The sequence below is a fragment of the Actinomadura rugatobispora genome (assembly GCF_055379765.1).
The window spans coordinates 1,890,343-1,913,892 of the sequence record NZ_AP029191.1; the positions used below are offsets into that span (position 1 = coordinate 1,890,343).

21 protein-coding genes are annotated in these 23,550 nt (G+C 70.6%); 5 read left to right on the forward strand and 16 right to left on the reverse strand.

Annotated features, from left to right (window positions below; all coding sequences use genetic code 11):
* Positions 1–412 precede the first annotated feature (412 nt).
* The 8 genes from ACZ466_RS07820 to ACZ466_RS07855 are packed head-to-tail and all read right to left on the reverse strand — an operon-like array spanning position 413 to position 8,246.
* The gene (locus ACZ466_RS07820; protein ID WP_378286904.1) at positions 413–1,204 is read right to left on the reverse strand and encodes an SDR family NAD(P)-dependent oxidoreductase; all 792 of its coding nucleotides are present in this window, start codon (positions 1,202–1,204) and stop codon (positions 413–415) included.
* A 3-nt stretch (positions 1,205–1,207) separates the two neighbouring features.
* Entirely contained in the window at positions 1,208–2,752 is a 1,545-nt protein-coding gene (locus ACZ466_RS07825; protein WP_378286903.1) for an AMP-binding protein, read from the reverse strand.
* Positions 2,749–3,549 (reverse strand): ABC transporter ATP-binding protein, encoded by an 801-nt coding sequence (locus ACZ466_RS07830; protein ID WP_378286902.1) that lies wholly within the window; start codon positions 3,547–3,549, stop codon positions 2,749–2,751. Before ACZ466_RS07830 ends, ACZ466_RS07825 begins: the two co-directional genes overlap by 4 nt.
* A gap of 4 nt (positions 3,550–3,553) precedes the next feature.
* Positions 3,554–4,294 (reverse strand): ABC transporter ATP-binding protein, encoded by a 741-nt coding sequence (locus ACZ466_RS07835; protein WP_378286901.1) that lies wholly within the window; start codon positions 4,292–4,294, stop codon positions 3,554–3,556.
* Positions 4,291–5,364, reverse strand: a complete 1,074-nt coding sequence (locus ACZ466_RS07840; RefSeq protein WP_378286900.1) for a branched-chain amino acid ABC transporter permease — start codon at positions 5,362–5,364, stop codon at positions 4,291–4,293. The genes ACZ466_RS07835 and ACZ466_RS07840 overlap by 4 nt, the downstream gene beginning before the upstream one ends.
* Positions 5,361–6,230 carry a branched-chain amino acid ABC transporter permease gene (locus ACZ466_RS07845; protein ID WP_378286899.1) on the reverse strand — a complete coding sequence of 290 codons (870 nt, stop codon included), beginning with the start codon at positions 6,228–6,230 and terminating at the stop codon, positions 5,361–5,363. Before ACZ466_RS07845 ends, ACZ466_RS07840 begins: the two co-directional genes overlap by 4 nt.
* Before the next feature lie 34 nt (positions 6,231–6,264).
* Complete coding sequence (locus ACZ466_RS07850; protein WP_378286898.1) at positions 6,265–7,455, reverse strand: ABC transporter substrate-binding protein; 1,191 nt, start codon at positions 7,453–7,455, stop codon at positions 6,265–6,267.
* Positions 7,452–8,246 (reverse strand): enoyl-CoA hydratase/isomerase family protein, encoded by a 795-nt coding sequence (locus ACZ466_RS07855; protein ID WP_378286897.1) that lies wholly within the window; start codon positions 8,244–8,246, stop codon positions 7,452–7,454. Before ACZ466_RS07855 ends, ACZ466_RS07850 begins: the two co-directional genes overlap by 4 nt.
* A gap of 842 nt (positions 8,247–9,088) precedes the next feature.
* Between ACZ466_RS07855 and ACZ466_RS07860 the strand changes: the two genes are divergently transcribed.
* The gene (locus tag ACZ466_RS07860; protein ID WP_378286895.1) at positions 9,089–9,919 is read left to right on the forward strand and encodes a FadR/GntR family transcriptional regulator; all 831 of its coding nucleotides are present in this window, start codon (positions 9,089–9,091) and stop codon (positions 9,917–9,919) included.
* A 557-nt stretch (positions 9,920–10,476) separates the two neighbouring features.
* Here the strand turns inward: ACZ466_RS07860 and ACZ466_RS07865 are convergent.
* The 4 genes from ACZ466_RS07865 to ACZ466_RS07880 all read right to left on the reverse strand — a co-directional run bounded on the left by ACZ466_RS07865 (position 10,477) and on the right by ACZ466_RS07880 (position 15,489).
* Positions 10,477–11,127, reverse strand: a complete 651-nt coding sequence (locus ACZ466_RS07865) for an NADPH-dependent FMN reductase (protein ID WP_378286893.1) — start codon at positions 11,125–11,127, stop codon at positions 10,477–10,479.
* Positions 11,128–11,189: 62 nt separating this feature from the next.
* Positions 11,190–12,260: an LLM class flavin-dependent oxidoreductase gene (locus ACZ466_RS07870; RefSeq protein WP_378286892.1), complete on the reverse strand. Its 1,071-nt coding sequence runs from the start codon at positions 12,258–12,260 to the stop codon at positions 11,190–11,192.
* 179 nt (positions 12,261–12,439) lie between these two features.
* Positions 12,440–13,498, reverse strand: a complete 1,059-nt coding sequence (locus ACZ466_RS07875; protein WP_378286890.1) for an ABC transporter substrate-binding protein — start codon at positions 13,496–13,498, stop codon at positions 12,440–12,442.
* Positions 13,499–13,701: 203 nt separating this feature from the next.
* Entirely contained in the window at positions 13,702–15,489 is a 1,788-nt protein-coding gene (locus tag ACZ466_RS07880; protein WP_378286889.1) for an ABC transporter permease, read from the reverse strand.
* 386 nt (positions 15,490–15,875) lie between these two features.
* Between ACZ466_RS07880 and ACZ466_RS07885 the strand changes: the two genes are divergently transcribed.
* Positions 15,876–16,676 (forward strand): alpha/beta fold hydrolase, encoded by an 801-nt coding sequence (locus ACZ466_RS07885; RefSeq protein ID WP_378286887.1) that lies wholly within the window; start codon positions 15,876–15,878, stop codon positions 16,674–16,676.
* A 56-nt stretch (positions 16,677–16,732) separates the two neighbouring features.
* Positions 16,733–17,830: an ABC transporter ATP-binding protein gene (locus ACZ466_RS07890; protein WP_378286886.1), complete on the forward strand. Its 1,098-nt coding sequence runs from the start codon at positions 16,733–16,735 to the stop codon at positions 17,828–17,830.
* 22 nt (positions 17,831–17,852) lie between these two features.
* On the opposite strand, the gene ACZ466_RS07895 is transcribed toward ACZ466_RS07890, so the two are convergent.
* On the reverse strand, positions 17,853–18,596 hold the full coding sequence (locus ACZ466_RS07895) for a FadR/GntR family transcriptional regulator (RefSeq protein WP_378286885.1): 744 nt from the start codon (positions 18,594–18,596) through the stop codon (positions 17,853–17,855).
* Positions 18,597–18,882: 286 nt separating this feature from the next.
* Here ACZ466_RS07895 and ACZ466_RS07900 point away from each other — a divergent pair, with 286 nt between their 5' ends.
* Positions 18,883–19,224: a BlaI/MecI/CopY family transcriptional regulator gene (locus ACZ466_RS07900; protein WP_378286884.1), complete on the forward strand. Its 342-nt coding sequence runs from the start codon at positions 18,883–18,885 to the stop codon at positions 19,222–19,224.
* Between the two features lie 12 nt (positions 19,225–19,236).
* Here ACZ466_RS07900 and efeB read toward each other — a convergent pair whose 3' ends face one another.
* Together efeB and efeO are read right to left on the reverse strand one after the other, a co-directional pair.
* Positions 19,237–20,451, reverse strand: a complete 1,215-nt coding sequence (gene efeB / locus ACZ466_RS07905) for an iron uptake transporter deferrochelatase/peroxidase subunit (RefSeq protein WP_378286883.1) — start codon at positions 20,449–20,451, stop codon at positions 19,237–19,239.
* Positions 20,448–21,578: an iron uptake system protein EfeO gene (gene efeO / locus ACZ466_RS07910; protein ID WP_378286882.1), complete on the reverse strand. Its 1,131-nt coding sequence runs from the start codon at positions 21,576–21,578 to the stop codon at positions 20,448–20,450. Before efeO ends, efeB begins: the two co-directional genes overlap by 4 nt.
* A gap of 137 nt (positions 21,579–21,715) precedes the next feature.
* Here efeO and efeU point away from each other — a divergent pair, with 137 nt between their 5' ends.
* The gene (gene efeU, locus ACZ466_RS07915) at positions 21,716–22,624 is read left to right on the forward strand and encodes an iron uptake transporter permease EfeU (protein ID WP_378286881.1); all 909 of its coding nucleotides are present in this window, start codon (positions 21,716–21,718) and stop codon (positions 22,622–22,624) included.
* 12 nt (positions 22,625–22,636) lie between these two features.
* On the opposite strand, the gene ACZ466_RS07920 is transcribed toward efeU, so the two are convergent.
* Positions 22,637–23,545: a M56 family metallopeptidase gene (locus ACZ466_RS07920; RefSeq protein ID WP_378286880.1), complete on the reverse strand. Its 909-nt coding sequence runs from the start codon at positions 23,543–23,545 to the stop codon at positions 22,637–22,639.
* Between the last annotated feature and the right edge of the window lie 5 nt (positions 23,546–23,550).

A 23,550-nucleotide genomic window follows, 5' to 3' on the forward strand; every position in this document is an offset into this window, starting at 1 on the left:
CATCAGCGAGCACAGGATGGCATACGAAACAGCCTCTGACCTGCAGTTTAGCGGGGTTGAGCGTGATCTTCGGGGATGCTTTTCTGCCGCTTCCAAACTGGCTACGCGGGTTCGATTCCCGTCGCCCGCTCCAAAGCCCCCCAGGTCAGAGCCCTGATCGCACGCCTCTGAGACCGCCCTCAAGATTCTCTATCGCTGTGATTCAGCGTGATCATGTGTTCACTCTGGCACCAGGCAGCTCCCAACGGCACCCCAGCCGCTGCTGGAGTGGCTGCGCGGTCCCTGGGTGGTTGGGGTGGTTGTGGTGAGTAGCGACCGGGTCGGGGGAGGCGCCTCAGCGAAGGGTGGTTGCGGTGTCTGGGGGACGGAACGGCGCCCTGGTTTTGGGCAGGGCGCCGTTTTCGGGGCGGGGTCAGGGGGTTACGCGGATTGTGCCTCCGTCTACTAGGAGGGAGGTGCCCGCGATCCAGGAGGCTCGTTCCGAGCACATGAAGGCGATCGCGTCCGCGACCTCGGCCGACTCGCCGGGGCGGCCCATCGCGATGGGCTGCAGTTCGAGCATCCGGCGTTCGACGTCGTCGGTCGTGACGCCGAGTCGGTCGGCCTGGGCCTGGTATCCGGCGAGTACGCCCTCGGTGCGGGTCAGGCCGGGCAGGACGCAGTTGACCAGGACGCCGTCCTTGGAATAGCCGAGCGCCAGCGATTTGGCCGCGTGGATCAGGGCCGCCTTGGCGGCGCCGTAGGCGGCCCACCGCTGGTCGGCCTCGCGCCCGGACGTGGAGCCGACGAAGACGATCCGGCCCCAGCCGCGTTCCCGCATCTCCGGGATGCAGCGCATGGCGAGCGCGACGCCGCTCAGCACGTTCAGCTCGAAGTGCTCCACCCACTGCTGCCAGCTGAACGAGCGCAGCGGTCCGTGGCCGCCGCCCGCCGCGCAGACGGCGATGTCGACACGGCCGAAGGCCGCGACCGCCGCCTCGTGGATCCCGTCCACGTCCTCGGCCTTGGCGGCGTCGGCGACATGACCGGCCACGTCCACGCCGTCGGCGCGCAGGCGCTTCACGGCGTTGTCGAGGTCCTGCTCGCCGCGCGCGGCGAGCAGGATCTTGACGCCCGCGCGGCCGAGTTCGGCGGCCGAGGCCAGGCCGATGCCCTTGCTGCCGCCCGTAACGATCGCGACGCGGTCCTTGATGTCGAGGTCCAACGCTCACTCCTTTTCTGTTGTCTTTTCGGCGCGGTCGAGCACGTCTCCTTCGAGGCCGCGGCGGCGCAGGGCCGGTTTCTCGACCTTCTGGGTGGGGGTGCGGGGCAGCTCCGGCAGGACGCGCACGAAGCGGGGGACGGCGTACCGGGGCAGCCGGTGCTCGACGGCGGCGATGGTCGCCCCGGCGTCGGCGCCGGGACGCAGGACGACGGCCGCCATCACCTCGTCCTCGTCGTCGGGACGCACGGCGTACACCGCGCACTCCACGACATCGGGGTGGGACAGGAGCACCGACTCCACCTCCCAGGCCGAGATGTTCTCCCCCTTGCGCCGGATCGCGTCCTTGATCCGGTCGGCGAAGAACAGGTCGCCGTCCTCGCTGAGCCAGCCGGAGTCGCCGGTGTGGAACCACAGGTCCCGCGTCGCGGCGATGGTGTCGGCCTCGCGGCCGAGGTAGCCGCGCATGAACACGTTCGACCGCTTGGGCCGCAGCCGGATCTCACCGACTTCGCCGGGCCCGGCCGGTTCTCCGCCGGGACGCACGACCTGCACGTGGAACAGGTCGCTCTCGCGTCCGGCGGAGCCGGCCGGCGACCGGCCGGCGGACCGGTTGACGGTCGCCATGGGCGCCTCGGTCAGCCCGTAGACCTCGGAGATGGTGACCCCGAAACGGGTCTCGAACGTCGTCCAGACGTCGCGGGGCGCACCGGCGCCCCACGCGACCCGGACCGTGTGGTCGCGGGCCTGCCGGTCGTCGAGGCCCTGGGAGGCCTTGAGGATCATGCCGAGGACGGAGCCGAGGTAGTTGAACGCCGTCACGTTCCCGGCGCGGCAGATGTCCCAGAAGCGCGAGCTGCTGAACTGGCGGTCGAGCTGGAACCCGGCGCCCGCGGCGAGGGCCGCGCCGACCCCGGTGTAGCGCGCGTTCTGGTGGTAGAGCGGGAAGAAGTTCAGCAGGGTGTCGCGTTCGCCGTAGTCGTTCAGCCGCGCCACCGCCCTGGCCAGCTCGACGCAGGATTCCTGGGAGTGGTGGACGCCTTTGGAGGGCCCCGTCGTCCCGGAGGTGTAGAGGACCACGCCGCTGGAGGCGTCCGAACACCACCGGTGGAAGTCGCCGGATCCGCCGCTCTCCAGGACGGACACCGTGCCCTGCCACTGCTCGGGTACCCGCCCGGCGACGATCACATGCCGGACGCTGGTTCCCGGCAGGCTCCCGGTCAGGGTCTCCAGGAGTCCGGCGTCGCAGAACACGACCTCTGTCTCGGAGTCGCGCAGCAGGTAGGTGAGCAGGTCGCCGCGGTAGTTGGTGTTGAGCGGCACCTCCAGGCAGCCGGTCATGGCGGTGCCGAACCAGACCGCCAGCGCCTGCGCGCTGGTGTTCATGAAGGTCGCGACGCGAGAGCGGTGGTCCATCCCCAGGGACCGCAACTGCTCGGCGACGGCCGTCGCGTCGGCGGCCAGCGACGCGGCGTCCACGTCCTCGGCCTGGACGCGCAGCCGCGCGCCGGTGGCGAGCCAGCGGTCGAGCATCTGGGCGAAGGGGTTCACGGGCGCTCCTGTTCGTTGTCTCGGCCGATGTAGGCGTCGACCACCTCGGGGCGGTTCAGCACGACGTCCGGGGGCCCGACGGCCAGGACCGCGCCGGCGTTCAGGACGACCACGTCGGAGCACAGCTGGTTGATCACCCGCATGTCGTGCTCGACGATCACCAGGGTCGGGCCGCCCTCCACGCGCAGCCCCGCCAGCACCTCGACGACCTCCTCCTTCTCCGAGCGCGACAGCCCGGCCATGGGTTCGTCGAGCAGGATGCAGCGGGGTTCGCTGACGAGCGCCCGCGCGAGGTCGACCCGCTTCTGCACGCCGTAGGGGAGTTCCCGGGCCGTCCGGTCCGCATGCTGCCGCAGCCCGACCCGCTCCAGCGCACCGAGGGCGCGTTCGCGGGCCCGCCGCTCGGCCCGGCGGGCGCCGGGCAGCGACAGGCCGGCGCCCAGCAGGCCGGTGCGCACGGCGAGGTGGTCGCCGACCATCACGTTCTCGGCGGCGGTCAGTTCCATGACCAGTTGCGCGCCCTGGTAGGACCGGCCGATTCCCATGGCGGCCAGGCGGTGCGGCTTGATGCCGGTGCTGCGCTCGCCGTACAGGAAGACCTGGCCCGCGCTCACCGGGACCAGCCCGCTGACGCAGTTGAGCAGCGTCGACTTGCCCGCTCCGTTGGGCCCGACGAGGCCGGAGGTCGTGCCCTCCCCGAACGAGACGGTCGCCTCCCGCACGGCATGGGTCCCGCCGAGGCGGACGTCCAGGCCCTGGGTGCGGACGGCCGCCGCGGCGGTACCGTTCCCGGTCATCCGGTCAGACCTCCAGTCCCAGGTAGGTGCGCCGGACCCGCTCGCTCTGCAGGACCTCGCGCGCCGGGCCGGTCAGCGCGACGGAGCCGGACACCATGACGTGGGCGCGGTCGGCGATCGCCTGCGCCGCCCGCACGTTCTGCTCGACGATCAGCAGGGTGGTCCCCCGGGAGTCGACCAGCGCGCGCAGCGACTCGAACACCGCGCGGACAGCGATCGGCGACAGCCCGAGCGACGCCTCGTCCACCATCAGCAGGCGCGGACTCAGCAGGAGGGCGCGCGCGATGCCCAGTTGCTGGCGCTCGCCGCCGCTGAGCTGGCCGGCGGGCAGGTTCATCCGTTCGGCGATGAACGGGAACAGCGACACGGCCTCCTCCAGGAGGGCGGCCCGGGAGGCCCGCCCGCCCTTCGCCGGGGCGGCGCGCAGGTTCTCTCCCACCGTCAGCGTCCCGAAGACCTTGGTCTCTTCGGGCACCAGGACCACGCCGTGCCCGACCATGGCGCGCGGGGGGAGCCCGGTGACGTCGACGCCGCCGACCAGCACCCGGCCGCCGCGGACCCGGCCGCGCTCGCTGGAGGCGAACCCGCCCACTCCGCGCAGCAGCGAGGTCTTCCCCGCGCCGTTCGCCCCGAGGACCAGGCATACCTCGCCGTCGTGCACGTCCAGATCGACGTGGTCCACCGCGACGCTGCCGCCGCCGTAGGACACCGTCAGGTCCCGGATCTCCAGCAGCGGCCGGCTCACCGGTCGCCGCCCTTGCCCCGCCCCGGCAGCGGGATCGAGGTGAGGACGCGGGCGATGCCCGCGATCCCGTCGGGCCGCCAGATCAGGAAGACCACCACCAGGGTTCCGTAGATGATCAGCTGCACGTCGCCCAGGTTCTGCTGCAGGAACGACACGACCGGCATCTCGGGGGGCAGCAGGGAGATGAGCCGCGACAGGATGGTGGGCAGCAGGATGACGAAGGCCGCGCCGGCGATCGCCCCGCCCGGCGAGCCCATCCCGCCGATGATCACCATGGCGATGTACTGGATCGCCAGTTCCAGGGTGAAGCTCTCGATGTACACGGTCTGCTGGGAGTAGGCCAGCAGCGTCCCCGACAGCGAGACCAGCGCGGAGGAGATGACGAAGGCGGTCAGCTTGTAGGACGCCAGGGGGATGCCCTGGCTGGCCGCGGCCAGGGGCGTGTCGCGGATGAGCATCCAGGCCCGCCCGAACTTGCTGTGCTTGAGGTTGAGCACGATCCACCACGCGAGCAGGAGCACGGCGGCCAGCAGCACGTACCACTTCAGGGTCGTGTCGATCGCCAGCCCGCCGATCGCGGCGATCGGCAGCACGAACCCCGCCGACCCGACCGCCTGGGTCTGGTACTCGTTGAAGATGAAGATCAGGATGAAGTGCAGCGCAAGGGTCGCGATCGCCAGGTAGATACCGGTCACGCGGAGCGCCGGCAGGCCCGCGAGCAATCCGACGAGCCCGCCGACCAGCAGCGACGCGGCCAGCACCACCGCGAACGGCAGGCCCATCCCGGTCGCGCCGGCCGCCGCGCCGTAGGCGCCGAGGGCGAGCAGTGCGGCGTTGCCGGCCGTCACCAGCCCGGCGAAACCCATCACCAGTGTCAGCGCCAGTGCCCCGAGCGCGGCGATCAGCGCCGAGTTCACCAGGGACAGCTGGTAGTCCTGGAGGGCCAGCGGCAGGACGCACACCAGCAGCGCCACCGCGGCCCGGCCGCCGTACCGGCGCACGGCGGTCGTGCCGTCACGGCCCTGGGAGTGCTCGGCCGGCGGGGTCAGGGGGCGGTCCGTCGTCGTCATACGCGTTCCACCTGCTTCTCGCCGAACAGCCCCTGCGGCCGGAGCAGCAGGACGACGAGGATCACCGCCCAGGCCGCGACGTCCTGGGCCGAGCCGCCGAACAGCTTCACGCCGAACGTCTCGGCGAGCCCGATGATCAGTGCGCCGGGGATGACGCCCTTGATGCTGGTGAGGCCGCCGACCAGGGCGGGGGCCACGCCGCGCAGGCCGAGGGCGTCCACCCCGTGGAAGCTCAGCGCGGTCTGGTAGGCGTACATGATCCCCGCCACCGCGGCGGCGGTGAGCGCCATCGCCCAGCCGAGGACGTACACCCAGTCGACGGCGATGCCGCCCTGCGCGGACAGCACGGGGTTCTCCGCGGCGGCGCGCATGCGCACCCCGGTGGTCGAGTACCGGAAGAAGGCGTGCGCGGCGGCGAACACCACGAGTGCGGCCACGAGCCCGAACAGCCCGTACAGGGTGGTGGAGGCGCCGCCGGGCAGGTCGACCACGCGGCTGTCCACCGGCTCGCGCATGACCCGGGCCTCGGTCCCCCAGGTGAGAGAGCTGATGCCCTTGAGGGCGCTGGCGAGCCCGAGCGTCGCGATGACCAGTGCGAACTCCGGCTGGCCCGAGAGCTTGCGGAAGATCAGCCAGTGCGTGACCGCCCCCAGGGCCGCCACCGTGGCCAGGGTGCCGAGCACCACCAGCGGCCAGGGCAGGCCCCAGCTCGTCGCGTACTGGTTGAAGATGAACGCGCCGAAGGCCAGCTGGGCGCCGGTCGCCAGGTTGAGGATCCCGTTGGTGCGCCGCAGCAGCACCCACGCGAACCCCACCAGCGCGTAGATCGCCGAGAGCACCAGGGCTCCCACCAGAAGGCTCACCATGGCGGCCGCGCCCCCCTCGCGTGCCCGGGGGCGGTCATCCGAATGCCTTGACCCAGCCGGTCAGCGGCTTGGCCGAGTCGCTGGCCTTGTCCCAGCTGAAGAACCTGACCGTGCTGACGAGCTCGTGGCTCTTGGCGCTCACGGTGAGCGGGCCGGACAGGCCGTCGGTCTGGATCGTTCCCAGGCCCTCCAGGGCGTCGCGGAACTTCTGCGCGGACGGGCAGGACGCGCCGCACGCCTTGAGCGTGCGCTCGATCAGGATGCCCGCGACCCAGCCCTGGGTGAAGTACGGGTTGGTCATGTTGCCGGCCTCCCCCGCTTTGGTCGCGGCCTGCCTCATCGCCTCCACCGCGGGGACGCCCTTCTCGGTGGGGCTGGAGTAGGAGCGGAACGCCGCGTAGGAGTCGCCGAGTTGCTTGAGGGTCGCGTCGGCCGAGCCCGCCCACTGGTTGATCACCGGTGCGGTGACGCCCTGCGCGCGCAGTCCCCGCACCGCCACCAGCGCGCCGGCGTCGTTGTGGCTCAGCAGCACGTAGTCGGGCTTGGCCGCCTTGATCGCCGCGCCCTGCGCGGTCACATCGGTCGGCGCGACCGGCATGTACTGCGTGGTGGCGTGCGTCCAGCCGCGGGACGCGATGTCCTTCTGGGCGAGCTTCACCATGTCCCGGTTCGACGGGGTGTCCACGGAGAAGACCGCCACCCGCGGTTTGGCGACGCCGTCGCCCTGCGCCCGGGTGGCGATGTGGTTGAGGATCGCCGATTCCAGGCGCTCGGCCCGCAGTTCGTAGGAGAAGTAGTAGGGGTTGACCGGCTCGAACAGGCTGCCGGGGCCGCCCAGCCCGACGATCGCGGTCTTGCGGGTCGCCGCGAGCGGCACTCCCGAAATGCTGAGGTTCGGCAGGATGAACCCGAAGACGGCCAGCCGCTTCTCTGAGGTGAACTGCTGGACGTTGACCCGTCCCTTGGCCACGTCGGAGCCGTCGTCGAGCACCTTCAGGTCCACCTTGCGGCCGTTCACGCCGCCCCGGGCGTTCAGGTCGGAGATGTAGGCGCGCAGTCCGGCCGCCGCGGGCTTGCCGTTGAAGGCGATGGCTCCCGACAGGTCCATCGACATGCCGATCCGGTAGGTGGGGCCGCCTTCTCCACCACCACCGCATCCGGCGAGCACCGTCACCAGGGCGGTGCCGGCCACGGCACCGGCCCGGATTCCGCGTGCGCGCCTCACGCCCGGGTCCCCCCGTCGGGCTGCGCGGCGGTGCCGGCGCCCTGGTTCGCACCGAACCCCTTCAGGTGCACCAGCACCTCCTCGTTGAGGAGCGAGTCGTAGGCGTCACTCATGGAGGGCAGGGGCATGACCTCGTTGAAGATGCCCTTGAGCCGGGCGATGGCGGGCTTGGACGCGGCGCTCAGCTCGGTGAGGAGCGTTCCAAGGCGGCGTTGGAGATCCTCGGCGTCGTCGGCCAGCTCCGACAGCAGGCCGTTGTGCCAGGCGTCGCGGGCGCTGAACGGGGCTCCGGTGTACATCCAGCGGCGCAGCACGGCGGGCGGGACACGGTCGCGCAGCAGGCGCGGGAGGTGCCCGTCGACGATGCCGACCCGGGCCTCGGGGATGGCGAAGGTCGAGGACTCCGTCGCGATCCGCATGTCGCACATCAGCGCCAGGGTGAGCCCGCCGCCCATGCACAGGCCGTCGATGACGGCGATCGTGGGCTTGGGCAGCTGGCGCACGGCCTCGAAGGGCAGATGGTCCTCGTAGCCGAGGATCTCGGAGCGGTCCGGGCCGGAGAGCATGGCCCGCATCTCCTTGAGGTCGCCGCCGACGGCGAACGCCCCACCGGCACCGGCGAGCACCAGGGCGTCGACCGCCGGATCGGTCCGCACAGCCCGGGCGACGTCGCGCACGGCGGCGTACATCTCCCGGCTCAGCGCGTTCTTGGCCTTCGGGCGGTCGAGGATCAGCACGCCGGCGCGATCGCGCACCTCGTACCGCACCGTGGGGGGAAGGTCTAGGGACATCTGTTTCTCCTAGATTGTGACGCCCGACACGCGCATCAAATCAATCTTTGAACATATAGTCAACCACCTGCCTCGGCGCCCGGGTCCGCACTCGGCGCGCCGACCACCGGGCGGCCGCGCTCGATCGCCGCCGGGTGGACGTTCTCTCCACCGCACCCGAACATCCGGCCGCTTCGCTCGACGAAGCCGAGCTCGCCCCGGCGCCGACGCCCGAACAGGGTCGCCGGCGGGGAACAAGCTGCCGCGCCGGGCCTTCCGGTGGGGCCGCCAGGTGGACATGATCGTCAGGGGATCGGCACCGCGGCCGGACTCCGGGGCCGCACCCCTCTCCCAGCGGCGTTCCCGGCCGTCCCAGCGGCGGGCTCGTCATCGACGATCGACGACCACGGCTCCGGTGACGCCTTCCGAGATGGCACGATGCTCGCGGGAGCAGAAGACCAGGAAAGGGGTCAGGTCTGCGAGGTATACCGCGGCGGTCTCGGGTGGAAGCTTCCAATTCACCGGAGTCACGGCCATTCCCGCCACGACAGCGGCCGCCATCAGGAGTACCGCGTCCAGCCGGTTCGGGGACGCGGGCCCATCCGGTCGCCCTTCGCTGCACCGAGCCTGCGCATTTCCTCGCCCGGTCCGGCGATCCCGGCTCCGACCTGCGCTTATGTCCGGTCTGCCAGGGCGCCCCGGTTAGGCCGTTGCCGGTTAGACCGTTCCCGTACGGTGCGCCAGAATGCGCAGGGGAACGCCATATGACGGTGTGTGTCGTTCACATCACACCGCCTCCCCCTTCAAATGTGTTATATTTATACAGATAATAACTCGGAGTGAAGAGCCTGATCGGAGACCTCATGCCGGATGCGACTGGGGCGCGGTCCCGTCAAAAGCCATATCCGGACCTGCAATTCGGCCAGCCCGCGGTCGCGGAACTGATCGCCGATTCGATCCGCGACCGGATCATCAACGGCGAGCTCGCCGAGGGCAGCCTGCTCCCCCGCCAGGAGGAGATGCTCCGCGAGTTCAATGTCAGCCGGCCCTCGTACCGGGAGGCGCTGCGCATCCTGGAGGCCGAAGGACTGATCTCGGTGCGGCGCGGCAACCAGGGCGGCGTCGTGGTGCTCGCGCCCTCGCAGCACGCGACCACCTACACCCTCGGCCTCCTCCTGAGATTCCAGCAGGTGACCCTCGGGGATCTGTCGGACGCGATCAACGAGATCGAGCCGCTGTGCGCGGGGGTGGCCGCCACGCGCCCGGACCGGCACGACGACCTGGTCCCCCGGCTGTACGCCCTCGTCGACGCGCAGGAGCGCGCCGTGGGCGAGGCCCACGACTTCACCTCGATCGGCCGCGAGTTCCACGAGACCGTGGTGAGCGGCTGCGGGAACACGACCCTGATCCTCACCGCGGGCGCCCTCGCGCAGCTCTGGTCGACGCAGGAACTCGACTGGGCCGACGTGGTCGCGGCGGCCTCGGAGTACCCGGCCGTCGAGCAGCAGCGCCGCGCCCTGAAGGTGCACCACATGATCGCCACCGCGATCGCCGCCGGCGACCGCCATCAGGCCACCAACCTGAGCCGATCCCACTCGCTGGCTTCGCACCACCATGTCCTCGAAGGCCGGCGCGACCTGCCGATCACCCGTCTGCACAGCTCCCGGAATCCAGGGCTCAGACCAGGGCGCTGACACCGTATCCACCCCGATCCACCCAGCTCCGTCTCGCCGACCGATCCCGTGGCGGGACAGGAGCCGGCGTGACCGTTCCCAGGGTGGACCGCCGACGACGAGGCCCTGGTGGCCGCCGAGCACGCCTGGGGCTCGTCCGGCTCCGCTGGCCGTCCCCCGCGATAGACCACCAGGTGAGCTCGGGCGGGAGGGGACCGGGCCGTGTTGTACTCAGCCTCGCCGAGCAGTCGTCCCGGCCCCTGCGCCGCGATGCCGCCGGGAGACCTCGGCGAGGAACCGACGTTCCGCTCCTCGCTCCGTTCCACGCGCTGAACCGCACCAAGTCCGCGATCACACTGGACCTGAAAGGGCGGCGCTGGAGGCTTGACTCACGCGCGCGGAGGGCTTCAGGCCCGGAACGGATCTCGCGGTGCAGGGACGAGCCGGGCTCCTGGCGGGCGCGAGCGAACCCCTCGGGGCCGCGCCGACGGCCGACCTGGTCGCCGGGGCCGCCTTCGCGGCGCACGACCTGATCCGCGGTGCTCGCCGAAGTCCGGCGATCGGGGAGTCCTCTTCGGCTACACCGCGCCTTGATCTGACCGGCTGCCGCTGGGCTGGGGATCCTCCCGAACAGCCGGACCATCATGCGCGGTCCCGTTCGCCCACGCTCGCTGACGGACGGCGAAGGTGACCACCTCCTCCGCCACGGTGCGCAGCCGGGACGTCACGTCGTCGTCGCTGCAGCCATCGGGTCCGATCCGGACCTGCGCCGAGTTGATCGCGGCCCCGAAGGGAGTCGGCCATGCTCGGAGAGCGTGGACGATCGCCCGCATCGACGTGAGCGTGGTGACGGCCGCCTGCCAGCCGTACGCGGTGGAGACCATGCCGACCGCGCGCCCGCTGAGGTAGGGGCGGGCGTCCGTCCGCATGTCCTCGATGTAGTCGAGCGTGTTCTTCAGGAGACCGGAGACCGATCCGTGGTAGCCAGGCGAGGCGATGACGACTCCATCGGCCAGGCGGAGGGCGGCGACGAGTTCGGTTGCGAGAACCGTCCGATCCGGCCGCTCGGGAGCGTACGGGGGCAGGCTCGCGAGGTCCTCACCGCTGAACTGCCGTGCGGTCGCCCCCAGGCTCTGCGCGTGCTCGAGGACGATCCTGAGGGCCGATTCACTCGATGACTGCGCTCGGAGGGTGCCGCCGAGCCCGACAAGGAAGGGGGTGTCTCGCATTTCATCCCACCGCTCTATTAGGCCGGTATTCGTTCGGCTTCGACCGTTGTCGCCGAATGTGCTTACTTGACGTCCGATCCGATCTTGGGCGCGACCTCGTTGGCGAGGAGTTCCATGCTGTGGTTCCAGGGGGACGGGTCGTCGATGAAGTCGTGGCCGAACACGAGGGTGGTCCCCCAGCCGCCGCTCTTCTCGATGAGGGCCTGAAGCTTTTCCGCGACGGTGTCGGGACTTCCCACGACCATCTTGTGCCGGATGAGTTCGTCCATCGAGGAGTTGCTGTCCCAGACCGGGGCGATGCCGGCTCTGCGTGCCCGGCCCTGCTCGTTGGGAACGAGGTGCTCGCGCCAGGCGTGGCCGATCGGTCCTTCTTTGACGATCCTTTCGGCTTCCGCGTCGGTATCGGCCGCGAACACTTCCATGGCGATGTGATGAATGCCGCGGTCCAAACCGTCCTGACGGCCCGTCTCCCGCGCGCCCGCGAGGTAGTTCTCCCAGTGGTTGGCCACGAGTTCGGGGCTGCCGCCGAACGACAGGGGGATCAGGCCGCGGGATCCGGCGCACTGGATCGACGTCGAGTTCGGGCTCGCCCCGGCCATCGCGATCCGCATGCTGCCGCCGTGGGGACGCAGGTCGCGCAGCTGGTGGGTGTCGTTCTGCGCGGGGAAGGCGGCCGTCCAGTACTGCCCGACGTACTCGAAGGGCTCGCCGGACCAGACCTGTTCCATGATGTCGAGTGACTCGATCGACATCGCGAGGTTGTCCGCCCGGTTCTTGAGACCGTGGAACTGGGCGTCGATGGGGTTCACGCCGGTCGCGACGCCCAGGATGTACCGGCCTTCGGCGATGTGGCTCAGCCACGACGTCTGCGAGGCCAGGCCCGCGGGGTGCTGGTAGGGCAGCAGGTGCGCGCCGGGGGCGAGGGTGATGCGGCTGGTCTCGCGCGCCGCGGCCGCCAGGACCATCTCAGGGTTGGGGATGGCCTCCCACGCGAGCGTGAAGTGCTGGCCGGCCCAGAATTCCGAGAAGCCCGCGTTCTCGGCCGCCACCGCTTGGTCCACCGCCCACGTGAACGTCTCCAGCGGGCTGCGCTCGGGGCGCGTGTACGGGGTCTGGAAGAGTCCGAACTTCACCGGACATCCCTTCTCGTCGCCCGATGACAGACGGGGCTTCATCGGGGTCCATTGCCGTGGACTTACTTTACATTCTTTATAAAGATGACGCAATGATGAGGATGATGGCGGTCGGGGCCGGCGTCGGAGCCATTCCTGGTGCGCCGGGCCCCGCCCGCTTCATCCCTGTGCGCGGCTCATTACTTCCCGAACGTCTGCTTCCAGCGCGCGAGGTATTCCGGGCCCCATTTCGGGTCGAGGACCTGCTTCACGTCCGTCAGAACGACGCGGGATTTGCCGCCGAGCGTCTTCGGGGCGACGTCCTTCAGGGGGCTGTAGCCGTTGCGCGCCGCCGCCAGCTGTCCCTCAGGGGACGCGAAGAAGTCCATGAAGACCTGCGCCGCGTTGGGGTGCTTCGCGGACTTGAGCGCGAAGAACAGGTTCTGGGCCGCCCACGCCGGGTTGGTCACCGCGAACTTGACGGGGGCTCCCTTGTCCTGGAGCCCCACCATGTCGGTGGCCGACACGAAGCTGCCGACGGCGACCTCACCCGCGGCGAGCGCTTCCTGCAGCGCGAACGCGCTCGGGAAGACGGTCGGCTTCTGGGCGGCCAGCTTCTGGAGCCAGTTCTGGTCGAAGTTCTTCTCGATGAAGGCCCAGTTGTCCGCGTGGATCGCCGGTTCCGGCTGCACGACCCCGATCGCCCCGTTGCCGAGTTTCGGGTTGAGCAGGTCCGTGTACGTCTTCACGCCCCCGGGGAGGAGCGTCGCGTTCCACCCCAGGACGATCAGCCCCAGGGGCGCGACCACGATCTTGTTGTTGACGAGGTAACCGCTGGAGGTCCACTCAGGCGCCTTGAGCGAGCCGCCGGTCAGGTCGGCGAACCACCCGGCCTTCTCCTTCTCGTAGACCCAGCTGTAGGCGACCGAGGTGGCGACGTCGGCGCCCTCCGCGCCGGTCTTCTTCTCCGCCTCGAGCGCCGAGTTCAGCTCGGCGATCCCCATCGAGCGGACCTTGACCGAGATGTCGGGGTACTTCTTCTCGAAGGCCTTCTTCAGGGCTTCCTGGGCCGACTGCGGCGCCATCGTGTACCAGGTGACATGGCCCTCCTTGTTCGCCGCCTTGACGACCGCCTGCCACTGGGCGTCGCCGGTGGGCGCGGGACCGCTTCCGCCGTCCCCGCCCCCGCAGCCGGCGGCGAGCAGTGATGCGGCGAGCAGAACGCCCGCCGTGCGCATCCATCGTGTGCGGATCTTCACCCTGACCGTCTCCTCTCGTCGTCTCGGCGTAGTGGTGCCGGTGGCACCCGCGCACGGGGCGACATGTTCGAGCGACCTTCGACGACGGCCGGACAGCCGTGGCCCACCCCGAGCAGAAGTATCAATACTTATGAGGATAGCTATCTTTTAACAGATGGACAATGGCCGGCGGCTTCGCGGCGGTGATCCCGATCCGGCGCGGGTCAGAGCCGGTCGAGGGTGGCTTCGCGACCGCCGACCCAGACCGCGACGACCAGCCCCGCGGCGGTCACCGCCGACATGATCAGGCCCACCGCGGCGACCATCGGGTACGACCCGTGCGTCCATTCGTCGTACAGCAGGGTCCCCAGGACCTGGGTGTTGGTGGAGCGGACGAAGAGCGAGGCCGCGAACTCGTGGGTGAGGATGACGAACATGAGCACGCTGGCGCCCGCCATGGCACCCCGCATCATCGGTACGACGACGGTGAGATGGGCCCGCAGCGTGCTCGCGCCGCTGGCCCGCGCCGCGTCCTCGTACGCGGTGCCGAGGGACATGCGCGCCGTGAGCTGCAGGCGCACGGTGAACGGGAGCACCAGCACGACGTAGGTGATGACGATGAGCAGCCGGCTGCCGTAGAGCTGGAACGGCTGGCCCATGTAGACGTAGAGGAATCCGACCCCGAAGACCACCGCGGGTATGCCGAGGGGGAGCTGCGTGATCACGTCGAGGATCGTCCGGACGGCGGCGTTCCCGCGCCGCCTGTAGATGACCTCGGCCAGGAGGTATCCCAGCGGCAGGGCGATGAGGATGGAACCGACCGACGTCGTGATGCTCGTGACGAGCGCTTCGATGATCGACTCGTCGCTGAGGGCGCGCTCGAAGTTCTTCAGGGTGAACGCGTCCACGTCGATCATTCCGGTCCAGAAGGACGAGAAGGCCACGAGGGCGAGCGCGCCGAACGGCAGTACCAGCGTGAAGAGCCCGTACAGGGCGATCACCGGGGCCGCCAGACGTGACGGCTTGCCCGGCCGCGACGTGCCCTTGGCCCCGGTGCTCACGAACCTGAAGTCCCGCCGCAGCGACACGCGCTGGATGAGGATGAACGCGAGACCGGCGAGGAGCAGCGGGGAGGCGACCGCCGCGGCGAGCGGGAAGTCGGTCGGCGATTCGCCACCGAACCGGTACACCTCGGTCGCGAGCACGCGGATGCCCTCCCTGGTCCCGAGGAACTGGGGAGCGGTCAGCTGCCCCAGCCCCAGCAGCATCGCGAACGCCGCGGAGTAGACGATGGCGGGCCGCAGCAGCGGTACCACGATTCCGAGGAAGCAGCGTGCCGGCGACGCGCCGGCGACCATGGCCGCCTCGACGGCCTCGAAGTTCAGCTGCCGCAGGCTGGACTGCACGAAGAGGAAGATGAGCGGCGTGAGCTGGATGCCGGTGACGACGATGATCCACGGGATGCTGTAGACGTTGAGCGGTCCGCTCGGGAGCCCGACCTCGGGGGCCTGGACGTCGACGAAGGGGAGCTTGCGGAGCGCGATGTTCAGGTACCCCACCTGCGGGGAGAGCAGGGACGCCCATCCCACGACCACCGCGACGGCGGGGAGGACCATCGGCAGGATGGGGATCGCCGACAGCCACGCCCAGCGACGCGGCAGCCGCAGCGCGAACCAGGCGAGCGACACTCCCGCGACGAGTGAGATCACGAGCGAACCCGCGCCCAGCGCGACGGTCGTGAGGACCGTCTTCCCGATGTCCGGGAGCGCGAACGCGTCGCGGTAGGCGCGCCCGCCGTCCTGGAGCGCCAGGTACTGCAGTCGCACCAGCGGGAAGACGACGAGGTAGGAGAGCACGAGCGCCAGCCCGGCGGACAGGCCGTGGCGGCGGATCCATGTCGCGGCGCGTCGTGACCCGGCCGGATCGCCGGGACTCGCGGTGGCCTCGGGTCGTCCGTACGCGCCGACGGTGGCTTTCACGGCCCCGTCCGAGTCGCGCAGATCGGCGTTCACGATCACGTCCTTCGTCAGTCGTGAGATGTCCGCGGGGCCGGCGGCCGAGGATCTTTCGCCACCGGGGCCTGCGCCTCGGTCCGCCCCTGCTCGGGCGTGCGGTCGGTAGGGTCGGCGGCCCACGACGACGGTTCGGCCCCGGAAGACCGAGCCGGTCCGCGTGGTCCGGCTCCGCGTCCTCCCGGGTACGCGTCACCGCGATCTGGCCGGGAGCCCGTTCGCCGCACAGTACTGCAATCTTTATACAGAATCTAGACTCCCCTCCAGCCCGCGATGCCTGGGAGCATCGGTATCGCGGCCGGAGGCGCCATGCCATGGCGCTAACAGTACAAAGTTTGTAGGATCAGCCCTCCTGGCCGTCCGTCGAACGCATCGCGGAGGAACCGTTGGACTCGAAGCTCGAAACGATCTCGCTGTCGGCCCTGAAGACGGTGGTGTGCACGAAGGGTGAGGGGCCCTCCGTGCTGATGATCCAGGGGCTGGGGACCGATCACCGCGCCTGGGATCCGATCGTGGAGCACCTCGCGCCCCACCTCCGGTGCGTCACCTTCGACAACCGCGGTGTCGGCAAGGCCTCCCCGATCGGAGAGTCCACCACCATCGAGGACCTCGCGGACGACGCCGCGGAGCTGATCGAGGCCATCGGCGAGGGCCCCATGCACGTCTGCGGCGTCTCGCTGGGAGGCGGGATCGCGATGAGGGTGGCCTCACGTCACCCGCACCTGGTCAAGAGCCTCGCGCTGCACTCCACGGCGGCCCGGCCCGACCCCCGCCTCCTCGCGATGCTCGACTTCCGCGGGCAGCTCCTCGCGGGCGGCCTCGCGCCGCAGCTGCTGCGCTCCTTCGTCGCGCTCTGGGGGTGGAGCCCGGACAAGATGTCGATGCAGAAACTGCCCGAGGGCGCCGCGGAGATCGACGAGTTGTCGGAGTCCGAGTACGCCTCGCACCTGCGCGTCGCGACCGAGCAGTGGATGTCCGACGAGGAGCTGGCGAAGATCTCATCGCCGACGCTGGTCACGGTGGGGACGGAGGACATCCTCACGACGGCGGCGCATGCCCGCGACCTCTACCGGGGGATCGCCGGCGCGCAGCTGGTCACCGTCGAGGGCGGCGGGCACGCCTACTACGCGGAGGACCCCGCGTTCTTCGCGTCCCTGCAGCTGGGATGGGTGCTGCGCCACTCCTGAGCGGCGTCCGTTCCCATGGGCTGCGGCCGCCTCGAATCGACGGAAAGGAAAGGTTGATGGCATCGGGAATCGCCGTCTCGGGTCTGACGAAGCGCTTCGGGCGCACCACCGTCGTGGACGGTCTCGACCTGGAGGTCGGGGAGGGCGACTTCCTCGTCCTGCTCGGCCCGAGCGGCTGCGGGAAGACGACGACGCTGCGTTGTCTGGCCGGGCTTGAGACCCCTGACGGCGGAACGATCCAACTGCGGGACACGACGGTGTTCGACGGCCGGCGCGGCTGGAACGTCCCCATCCACAAGCGCGACATCGGCATGGTCTTCCAGTCGTACGCGCTGTGGCCGCACATGACCGTCCGCAAGAACATCGCCTACCCCCTCAAGGTCAGGGGCAGGCGCGAGGCGATCGCGGACGGCTGGGTCGAGAACGCCGCGGACATGGTGCACTGCGGCGACCTGCTCGACCGTTACCCGGCCCAGCTGAGCGGTGGGCAGCAGCAGCGGATCGCGCTCGCCCGGGGCCTGGTCGCCCGGCCCGGCCTCGTCCTGCTCGACGAGCCCCTGAGCAATCTCGACGCGAAACTGCGCGATCAGGTCAGGACGGAGATCCGCGAACTGCACCAGGAGCTCGGCTTCACCGCGGTCCTCGTCACGCACGACCAGGACGAGGCGCTCGCGCTGGGCGACCGGATCGCGATCATGCGGGACGGCCGGATCGAGCAGTGCGACACGCCGGAGCGCGTGTACGTCGAACCGGCGAGCGACTACGTCGCCGCCTTCATCGGCATGTCGAACCGCATCGAGTGGGAGCGTGTCGACGGCGGCTGGTCGTCGCCCGCGGGGGCCCGGGTCGGCCCGGACGACCTCGGTGCGCTCACCGGACAGCGCGCGGTCTCACGCGTCCGGCCCGATGACCTCCGGGTCCACCCGCGGCAGCCGGACGATCTCGAGGGGGCCGTCGCTCTGGACGCCGACCTCGTGACGGCCGAATACGGAGGCCGGCACGTCGACGTCACCGTCCGCGCCAAGGAGACCCGTCTGCATGTGCGGGTCGGGACCGGAGACGCCGGAACGTGGATCCGGTCCCTCAAACCCGGCGAACCGCTCGCCGTCAGCGCGCCGTTGGCGAGCCTGCGCACCTACGAGGGCGATCGGTGACGGGGGCGGCCTGAGCGGCGGGTCAGGGCCCGGCGTGGCCGCGGCCCGTGCTCGTGAGGATGATCCGCCGGCGCTCGCCCGTCGCGAGCACGTGCTGCGGGTAGGCGCGCGCGTGTGCGCGCGTCAGGGCCATCGCCTGTGTACGGTTCCCCTTCTCGATGGCGTCGACGATCTGCTCATGGATCGCCAGGACCTCTTCCCGCTGCGCGATGGGCGGGTAGCCGTCGGTCGACGCCGCGACGTCGGCCCACGCCTGCTCCTGCGTCGACCAGAGGGCGGCCAGGGCGCCCACGGAGATCCGGATCGTGTCGTTGCCGCACGCGGCGATCATCGCGTCGTGGAACGCCTTGCAGTGGGCCGTGAACTCCGCGCCGTTCTCGAGGTGCTCGCGCTGCCGATCGAGGTACGGCCGGAGCTTGGCGATCACGGCTTCCACGCGGTCTTCGCGGTCCGCGGCGAGGGCCGCGCAGAGCGGCTCCATCTCCACCAGGGCGTCGGCCAGGTCCTTCAGCGGCGCGTCCTTGAACTGGAGCAGCATGCCGAGGTTGCTCGCGACGGCGCTGCGGTCCGGTGCGCGGACCTGGGCGCCGCCGACGTTGCCGCGGCGGACGACGACCAGTCCCTCGGCCTCGAGGATCCGCAGCGCCTCGCGCATCGGGGGACGGCTGACATTGAACTCGCGCATCAGGTCCTCCTGACGCGGGAGCAGTGAGCCCTCGGGCAGTTCGCCGGTGAGGATCCGGGTGCGCAGGATGTCAGCCACCATCTCGCCGATCGATGGCTGATTCATCTGCCGGGCCACCCCAGAGCTTGGGGCCTTCATCAGTGCTGGACCTTCCCCATTCGCTGGCGACGGCTTCGACGGCGGTTGCGAGGGGCGCCGACGGCAGGGGTGCGCAGACAACCGGACGTGTCCATCAGTATATGTACGGCACTGATGGCGGCACCCCGAAGTCGCCGCGGCGGGAGCCGCGGGAGCTAGAGTTTTCCAGGTGACGTCGAATCCGCCTTCAGAAGCCGGTCCGCCCGCGGCACGCCGGGGAGCGGGGCAGTTGGAGGCGCAGATCCTCACCGTCCTGGCGGAGGCCGAGCAGCCGCTGACCACCGGCGAGGTGCTGGAGCGGCTGGGTGCCGGGGCCGGCCTGTCCTACAGCACGGTCGTCACGACCTTGAACCGGCTCCACAGCAAGGGTGTCGCCTCCCGGCGCCGTCACGGGCGGGCCTTCCGGTACCGGGCGGTGGCGGACGCGGCGGGCCTGACCGCCTTCAGGATGAACCGGCTGCTGAGCAAGGAAGACGATCGTGCCTCGGTCCTGCGGCGGTTCGTCAGCTCGCTGGACCCCGGCGACGAGGAACTCCTGCGCGACCTGCTCCGCCAGGACGACGAGGGCTGAGGACGGCTCTTGTCACCCGAACAAGGTCTCGCCCCAGTACCCGCCCTGGTTCACCCCCGGTGGGCAGGCGTAGATTCCTGAGCCGACGTGTTGGATGTACTCGTTCAGGGCGTCGCCTGCCAGAGACTGCTGGATCGGGATGAACCCCTTGCGCGGGTCGCGTTGGAACGCGATGAAGAACAGACCCGCGTCCAGGCGTCCCAGGCCGTCGGTGCCGTCGGTGAAGGAGTAGCCGCGGCGCAGGATGCGCGCACCGTGGTTGGTGTCAGGGTGGGCCAGCCGGACGTGGGCATCGGGCTTGAGTGCGGCCAGGGCCACCTTGTCGCGTTCCTTGGACCTGCCCGCGGGGGCGCCTTCGCTCTTGTCGCGGCCGATGATGTCCTCCTGTTCCAGCAGCGACGTGCGGTCCCACGTCTCGATGTGCATGCGGATGCGTCTCACGACCATGTAGGAACCGCCGGCCATCCATCCGTCGGCGGCCCACACGTGGTCGTCGAGGAGGCCGGCGTCGGTGCCGGGGATGTTCTCGGTGCCGTCCTTGAAGCCGAAGAGGTTGCGCGGCGTCTGCTCGGCGGGCGTGGTCGAGGAGGTCTTGCCGAAGCCGAGCTGCGACCAGCGCACCGCGACCGTGCCGAAGCCGATGCGGGCCAGGTTGCGGACGGCGTGCACGGCGACCTGCGGGTCGTCGGCGCACGCCTGGACGGCGATGTCGCCGCCGCCGCGCGCGGGGTCGAGCCGGTCGCCCGGGAAGTGCGGCAGGTCGACGAGGGCGGCGGGCCGCTTGTCCCTGATGCCGAAGCGGTCCTTGCCGCTCTTCTCGAACAGGCCGGCCCCGAATCCGATCGTCAAGGTCAGGCGGGACGGCGGCAGGCCGAGGGCCTCGCCGGTGTCGTCCGGCGGGGCCTGCGGGAGGCCGCCGACCGCGCCGTCGCCGACCGGCCGACCCCGGGTCATGGCCGCCGCGGCGACCGTCCACTCCTTGAGCATCCGGACGAGCTCGGCGCGGTCGTCGGTGACCACGTCGAAGGCCGCGAAGTGCAGCCGGTCCTGCACGGGCGTGACGATGCCCGCCTGATGCCGGCCGTGGAACGGGACGGGCGGGACGGGCGGGGTCTGGGAGGGCTCCGCCGTGGCCACCCGGCCCAAGCCCGCTCCTGCGGCGCCCCCGACCAGCAGGCTCGCGCCGGAGAAGCCCAGCATCCGGCGGCGGGACGGGCGTCCGGTCATTTGGTGACGGCCTTGGCGAGCTTGGACAGCGGTTCGGCGAGCGCGTTCACGGCGTCGGCGAGCGTCTTGCGGTCGGCCTTGCCCACGGTGTCGTAAGAGACATAGCCGTCCCCTCTCTGGTGCTTCGTCAGCGCATCCTGGACCTTGGTGAAGTTCTCGTCCAGTTCCTTGGCCAGGTCCGGGTCCTTGTCCCGCACGACCGGCCGCAGCAGCTGGTAGACCTTGAACGCGCCGTCCACGTTGGCCTTGAAGTCGACCAGGTCGGTGTGGCTGAACACCTCTTCCTCACCGGTCACCTTGCCGGTGGCCACCTCGTCGAGGAGTTCCTTGGCGCCGTTGGCCATGGACACCGGCGTGATGGGCGGGTCGAGCCTGGCGGCGTTCACCTTGGCCTTGAGCTCGCCGAGGTCCTTGATGAGCTGGTCGGCGTACTGCTCCTCGCCCTTGGTGGAGCCGGTCTTCCACAGCGCCTTCTCCAGGCGGTGCCATCCGGTCCACTTCTCGCCGGGCTTCAGGTCGGCCTCGCGCAGGTCCACACGGGGGTCCAGGTCGCCGAACGACTCGGCGACGGGCTCGATCCGCTCCCAGCCGATCCGGGACGGCGCGTACAGCCTCTTGGCCTCCGCGACGTTCCCGGCCTTGAACGCCGCCGCGAACTTCCGCGTCGCGGCGATGGTGCTGTCGGTCTGCTCGACGACGTAGGCGCGGTAGTCGGTGACGGCCTTCTCGGCGCGCGGGTCGAGCTTGGGGTCGGCCTGGCCGGTGACGGTGATGTCCTGGCGGATGCCGGCGCCGACCATGCCGGGCTTGCAGGCGATCTGGTACGTGCCTGCGGCCAGTTGCACGGTCAGGGTGACGCTGGTGCCGGGGCCGATGTTCTCCCGTTCGGTGACGATCTTGTCACCGGGGGCGTAGACGTAGACCTCGGTCACCCGGGAGCCCGTGTTGGTCACGTGGAACTCGTTGACCCCGGCCGGGAAGTCCTTCCTGGTGACCTCGCACTCGCTGTCGGAGGCGACGATCTTCGTGGTGTCCGGGTTCCCGCCCCCGGCGTCCCCGCCGCAGGCCGCGAGCAGGGACACCGACACCGCCGCGACGCCGGTGAGGACCGCGGAAGACGGCGACATGCGCATGACTTCGTTCTCCAGGGGTGCGGGCACGAGCGCCGCGTAGGGGGTTGAAAGTTAGTTAATGCTAACCTTAATTTTATTCGCGTGTAGAAGCTAGAGCGCGGCTTCCGGCGCTCACCGCGAAGGACGGTGCGATGCTCGGCAACTATCTGATCGGCCTGCGCGAGGGCTTGGAGGCGGCGCTGGTCGTCAGCATCCTGACCGCCTACCTGGTGAAGACCGGGCGGCGGGACGCGCTGATCCCGGTATGGGCCGGCATCGGGACCGCCGTCGCCGTGAGCGTCGGGTTCGCGCTGCTACTGAACCTGCTGGTCGCCCAGGAGAACCACTTCAAGGTCCAGGAGCTGGCCGGCGGGCTGCTGTCGATCGTGGCGGTCGCCCTGGTGACCTGGATGGTCTTCTGGATGCGCACCGCCGCCCGTTCCATCAAGGCCGAACTGGAGGGCAAGCTGGCCGGTGCCCTGAACGTCGGCCCGGCCGCACTGGCCGTGGTGGCGTTCGTGGCGGTCGGCCGCGAAGGGCTGGAGACGGCCCTGTTCCTGTGGATCAACACGAGCAACTCCAACTCCGGCAGCACGCCCATCATCGGCGCGCTGCTGGGGCTGGCCACCGCGGTGGTGCTCGGGTACCTGCTCTACCGGGGTGGGCTGCGGCTCAACCTCAAGCGCTTCTTCACCTGGACCGGTATCGCGCTGATCGTGGTGGCGGCCGGCGTGCTGGGCTACGGCTTCCACGACCTGCAGGAGGCCGGAGTCCTGCCGGGGCTGGGCGCGCTGGCGCTGCAGCCCGCCGAGTTCTTCGCCGGGTTCGGCAGGGCCGGGCAGTGGACGCAGACGCTGCTGCACGGGGTCTTCAACCTCACCCCCACCGTGACCTGGCTCCAGCTGATCATCTGGATCGCCTACCTGGTCCCGGTCATGGTGCTGTTCCTGCGCCCCCAGGCCGCCGGGACCCCGCGCACCGCACCTGGCCGGCCGGCCCCCGCGCCGGCGCCCGGATCCGCCTCCGGATCCGCCTCCGGGCAGGGTCCCGGGGCGGCGTGACGGCTCGTTCGTTCAGGGCGCCAGATGGTGCGCCAGGACGAGCAACTCGTACAGGTCGTAGAGCGCCTCCCCGGTCCAGACCACGGAGCCGGCCGCCAGGAGCACCGGGACGATGACCGGCCAGGCGCGCCGCCGGCCTGGCGGCGGTGCCAGCAAGGCGGCCACGCGCCGCGGGACGGCCCCGGGGTGGACGGCTCTGGCAAAGGACAGGCGAACCGGCCCGTCGGCCGCCGGACGCCGGTCGGCGGCCAGCGCCGCCGCCGCGATGGCCGTCGCCACCGTCCGCCGGTCTCCGACCGCGCCGGCGGCCCGCTCGTCGGCGGCGCGCTCGATGAGGAACGACACGCGGCGCGCGACCCAGCGCAGCGCCGGATGCACCGCCCCCGCCAGTTCGGCCACCAGCATCAGGCGGGAATGGCCGGCGTCCAGGTGGGCGCGCTCGTGCGCCACGAGCGCGGCGAACTGGTCGTCGTCCAGCGCCTCCCGCATCCCGGTCGTGACGACGATCCGGCCGGGGCGGCCGGGGACGGCGAACGCGTCGATCTCGGTCCGATCGACCAGGACGACCTGCCCGTCACCCGGCGTCCCGGCGAACCGGCGGGCGAACCGCCAACCGCGGCGGTGCTTGCGCCACACCCGCGCCGCCGCGACCGTCCCGCAGGCGAGCAGGGCCGCCGACAGCCACGGAACCCACCGCTGGTGCGCGGTGTCCTGCACGACCGTCTGGTACGACAGGCCGAAACGATGGGCGACGCCGGGCACCTCGGCGGCGGCCTTCACCGTGAACGCGCCCAGATTGACCAGGGTCGCCACGGCCGCCGCCGCGGCCGACCACGCCAGCGCCGTCACCCCGGCCGCCGGCCTGACGCGGTCGGCCGGCACGGAGACGACGACCACCACCAGGGCCGGTGCGACCAGCACTGACC

Coding starts and splice junctions, on each gene's coding strand:
- ACZ466_RS07830 (WP_378286902.1), bottom strand. CDS start 3,549: ATGACCGGGAACGGTACCGCCGCGGCGGCCGTCCGCACCCAGGGCCTG.
- ACZ466_RS07840 (WP_378286900.1), bottom strand. CDS start 5,364: ATGACGACGACGGACCGCCCCCTGACCCCGCCGGCCGAGCACTCCCAG.
- ACZ466_RS07845 (WP_378286899.1), bottom strand. CDS start 6,230: ATGGTGAGCCTTCTGGTGGGAGCCCTGGTGCTCTCGGCGATCTACGCG.
- ACZ466_RS07855 (WP_378286897.1), bottom strand. CDS start 8,246: ATGTCCCTAGACCTTCCCCCCACGGTGCGGTACGAGGTGCGCGATCGC.
- ACZ466_RS07860 (WP_378286895.1), top strand. CDS start 9,089: ATGCCGGATGCGACTGGGGCGCGGTCCCGTCAAAAGCCATATCCGGAC.
- ACZ466_RS07865 (WP_378286893.1), bottom strand. CDS start 11,127: ATGCGAGACACCCCCTTCCTTGTCGGGCTCGGCGGCACCCTCCGAGCG.
- ACZ466_RS07890 (WP_378286886.1), top strand. CDS start 16,733: ATGGCATCGGGAATCGCCGTCTCGGGTCTGACGAAGCGCTTCGGGCGC.
- ACZ466_RS07895 (WP_378286885.1), bottom strand. CDS start 18,596: ATGGTGGCTGACATCCTGCGCACCCGGATCCTCACCGGCGAACTGCCC.
- efeB (WP_378286883.1), bottom strand. CDS start 20,451: ATGACCGGACGCCCGTCCCGCCGCCGGATGCTGGGCTTCTCCGGCGCG.
- efeO (WP_378286882.1), bottom strand. CDS start 21,578: ATGTCGCCGTCTTCCGCGGTCCTCACCGGCGTCGCGGCGGTGTCGGTG.
- efeU (WP_378286881.1), top strand. CDS start 21,716: ATGCTCGGCAACTATCTGATCGGCCTGCGCGAGGGCTTGGAGGCGGCG.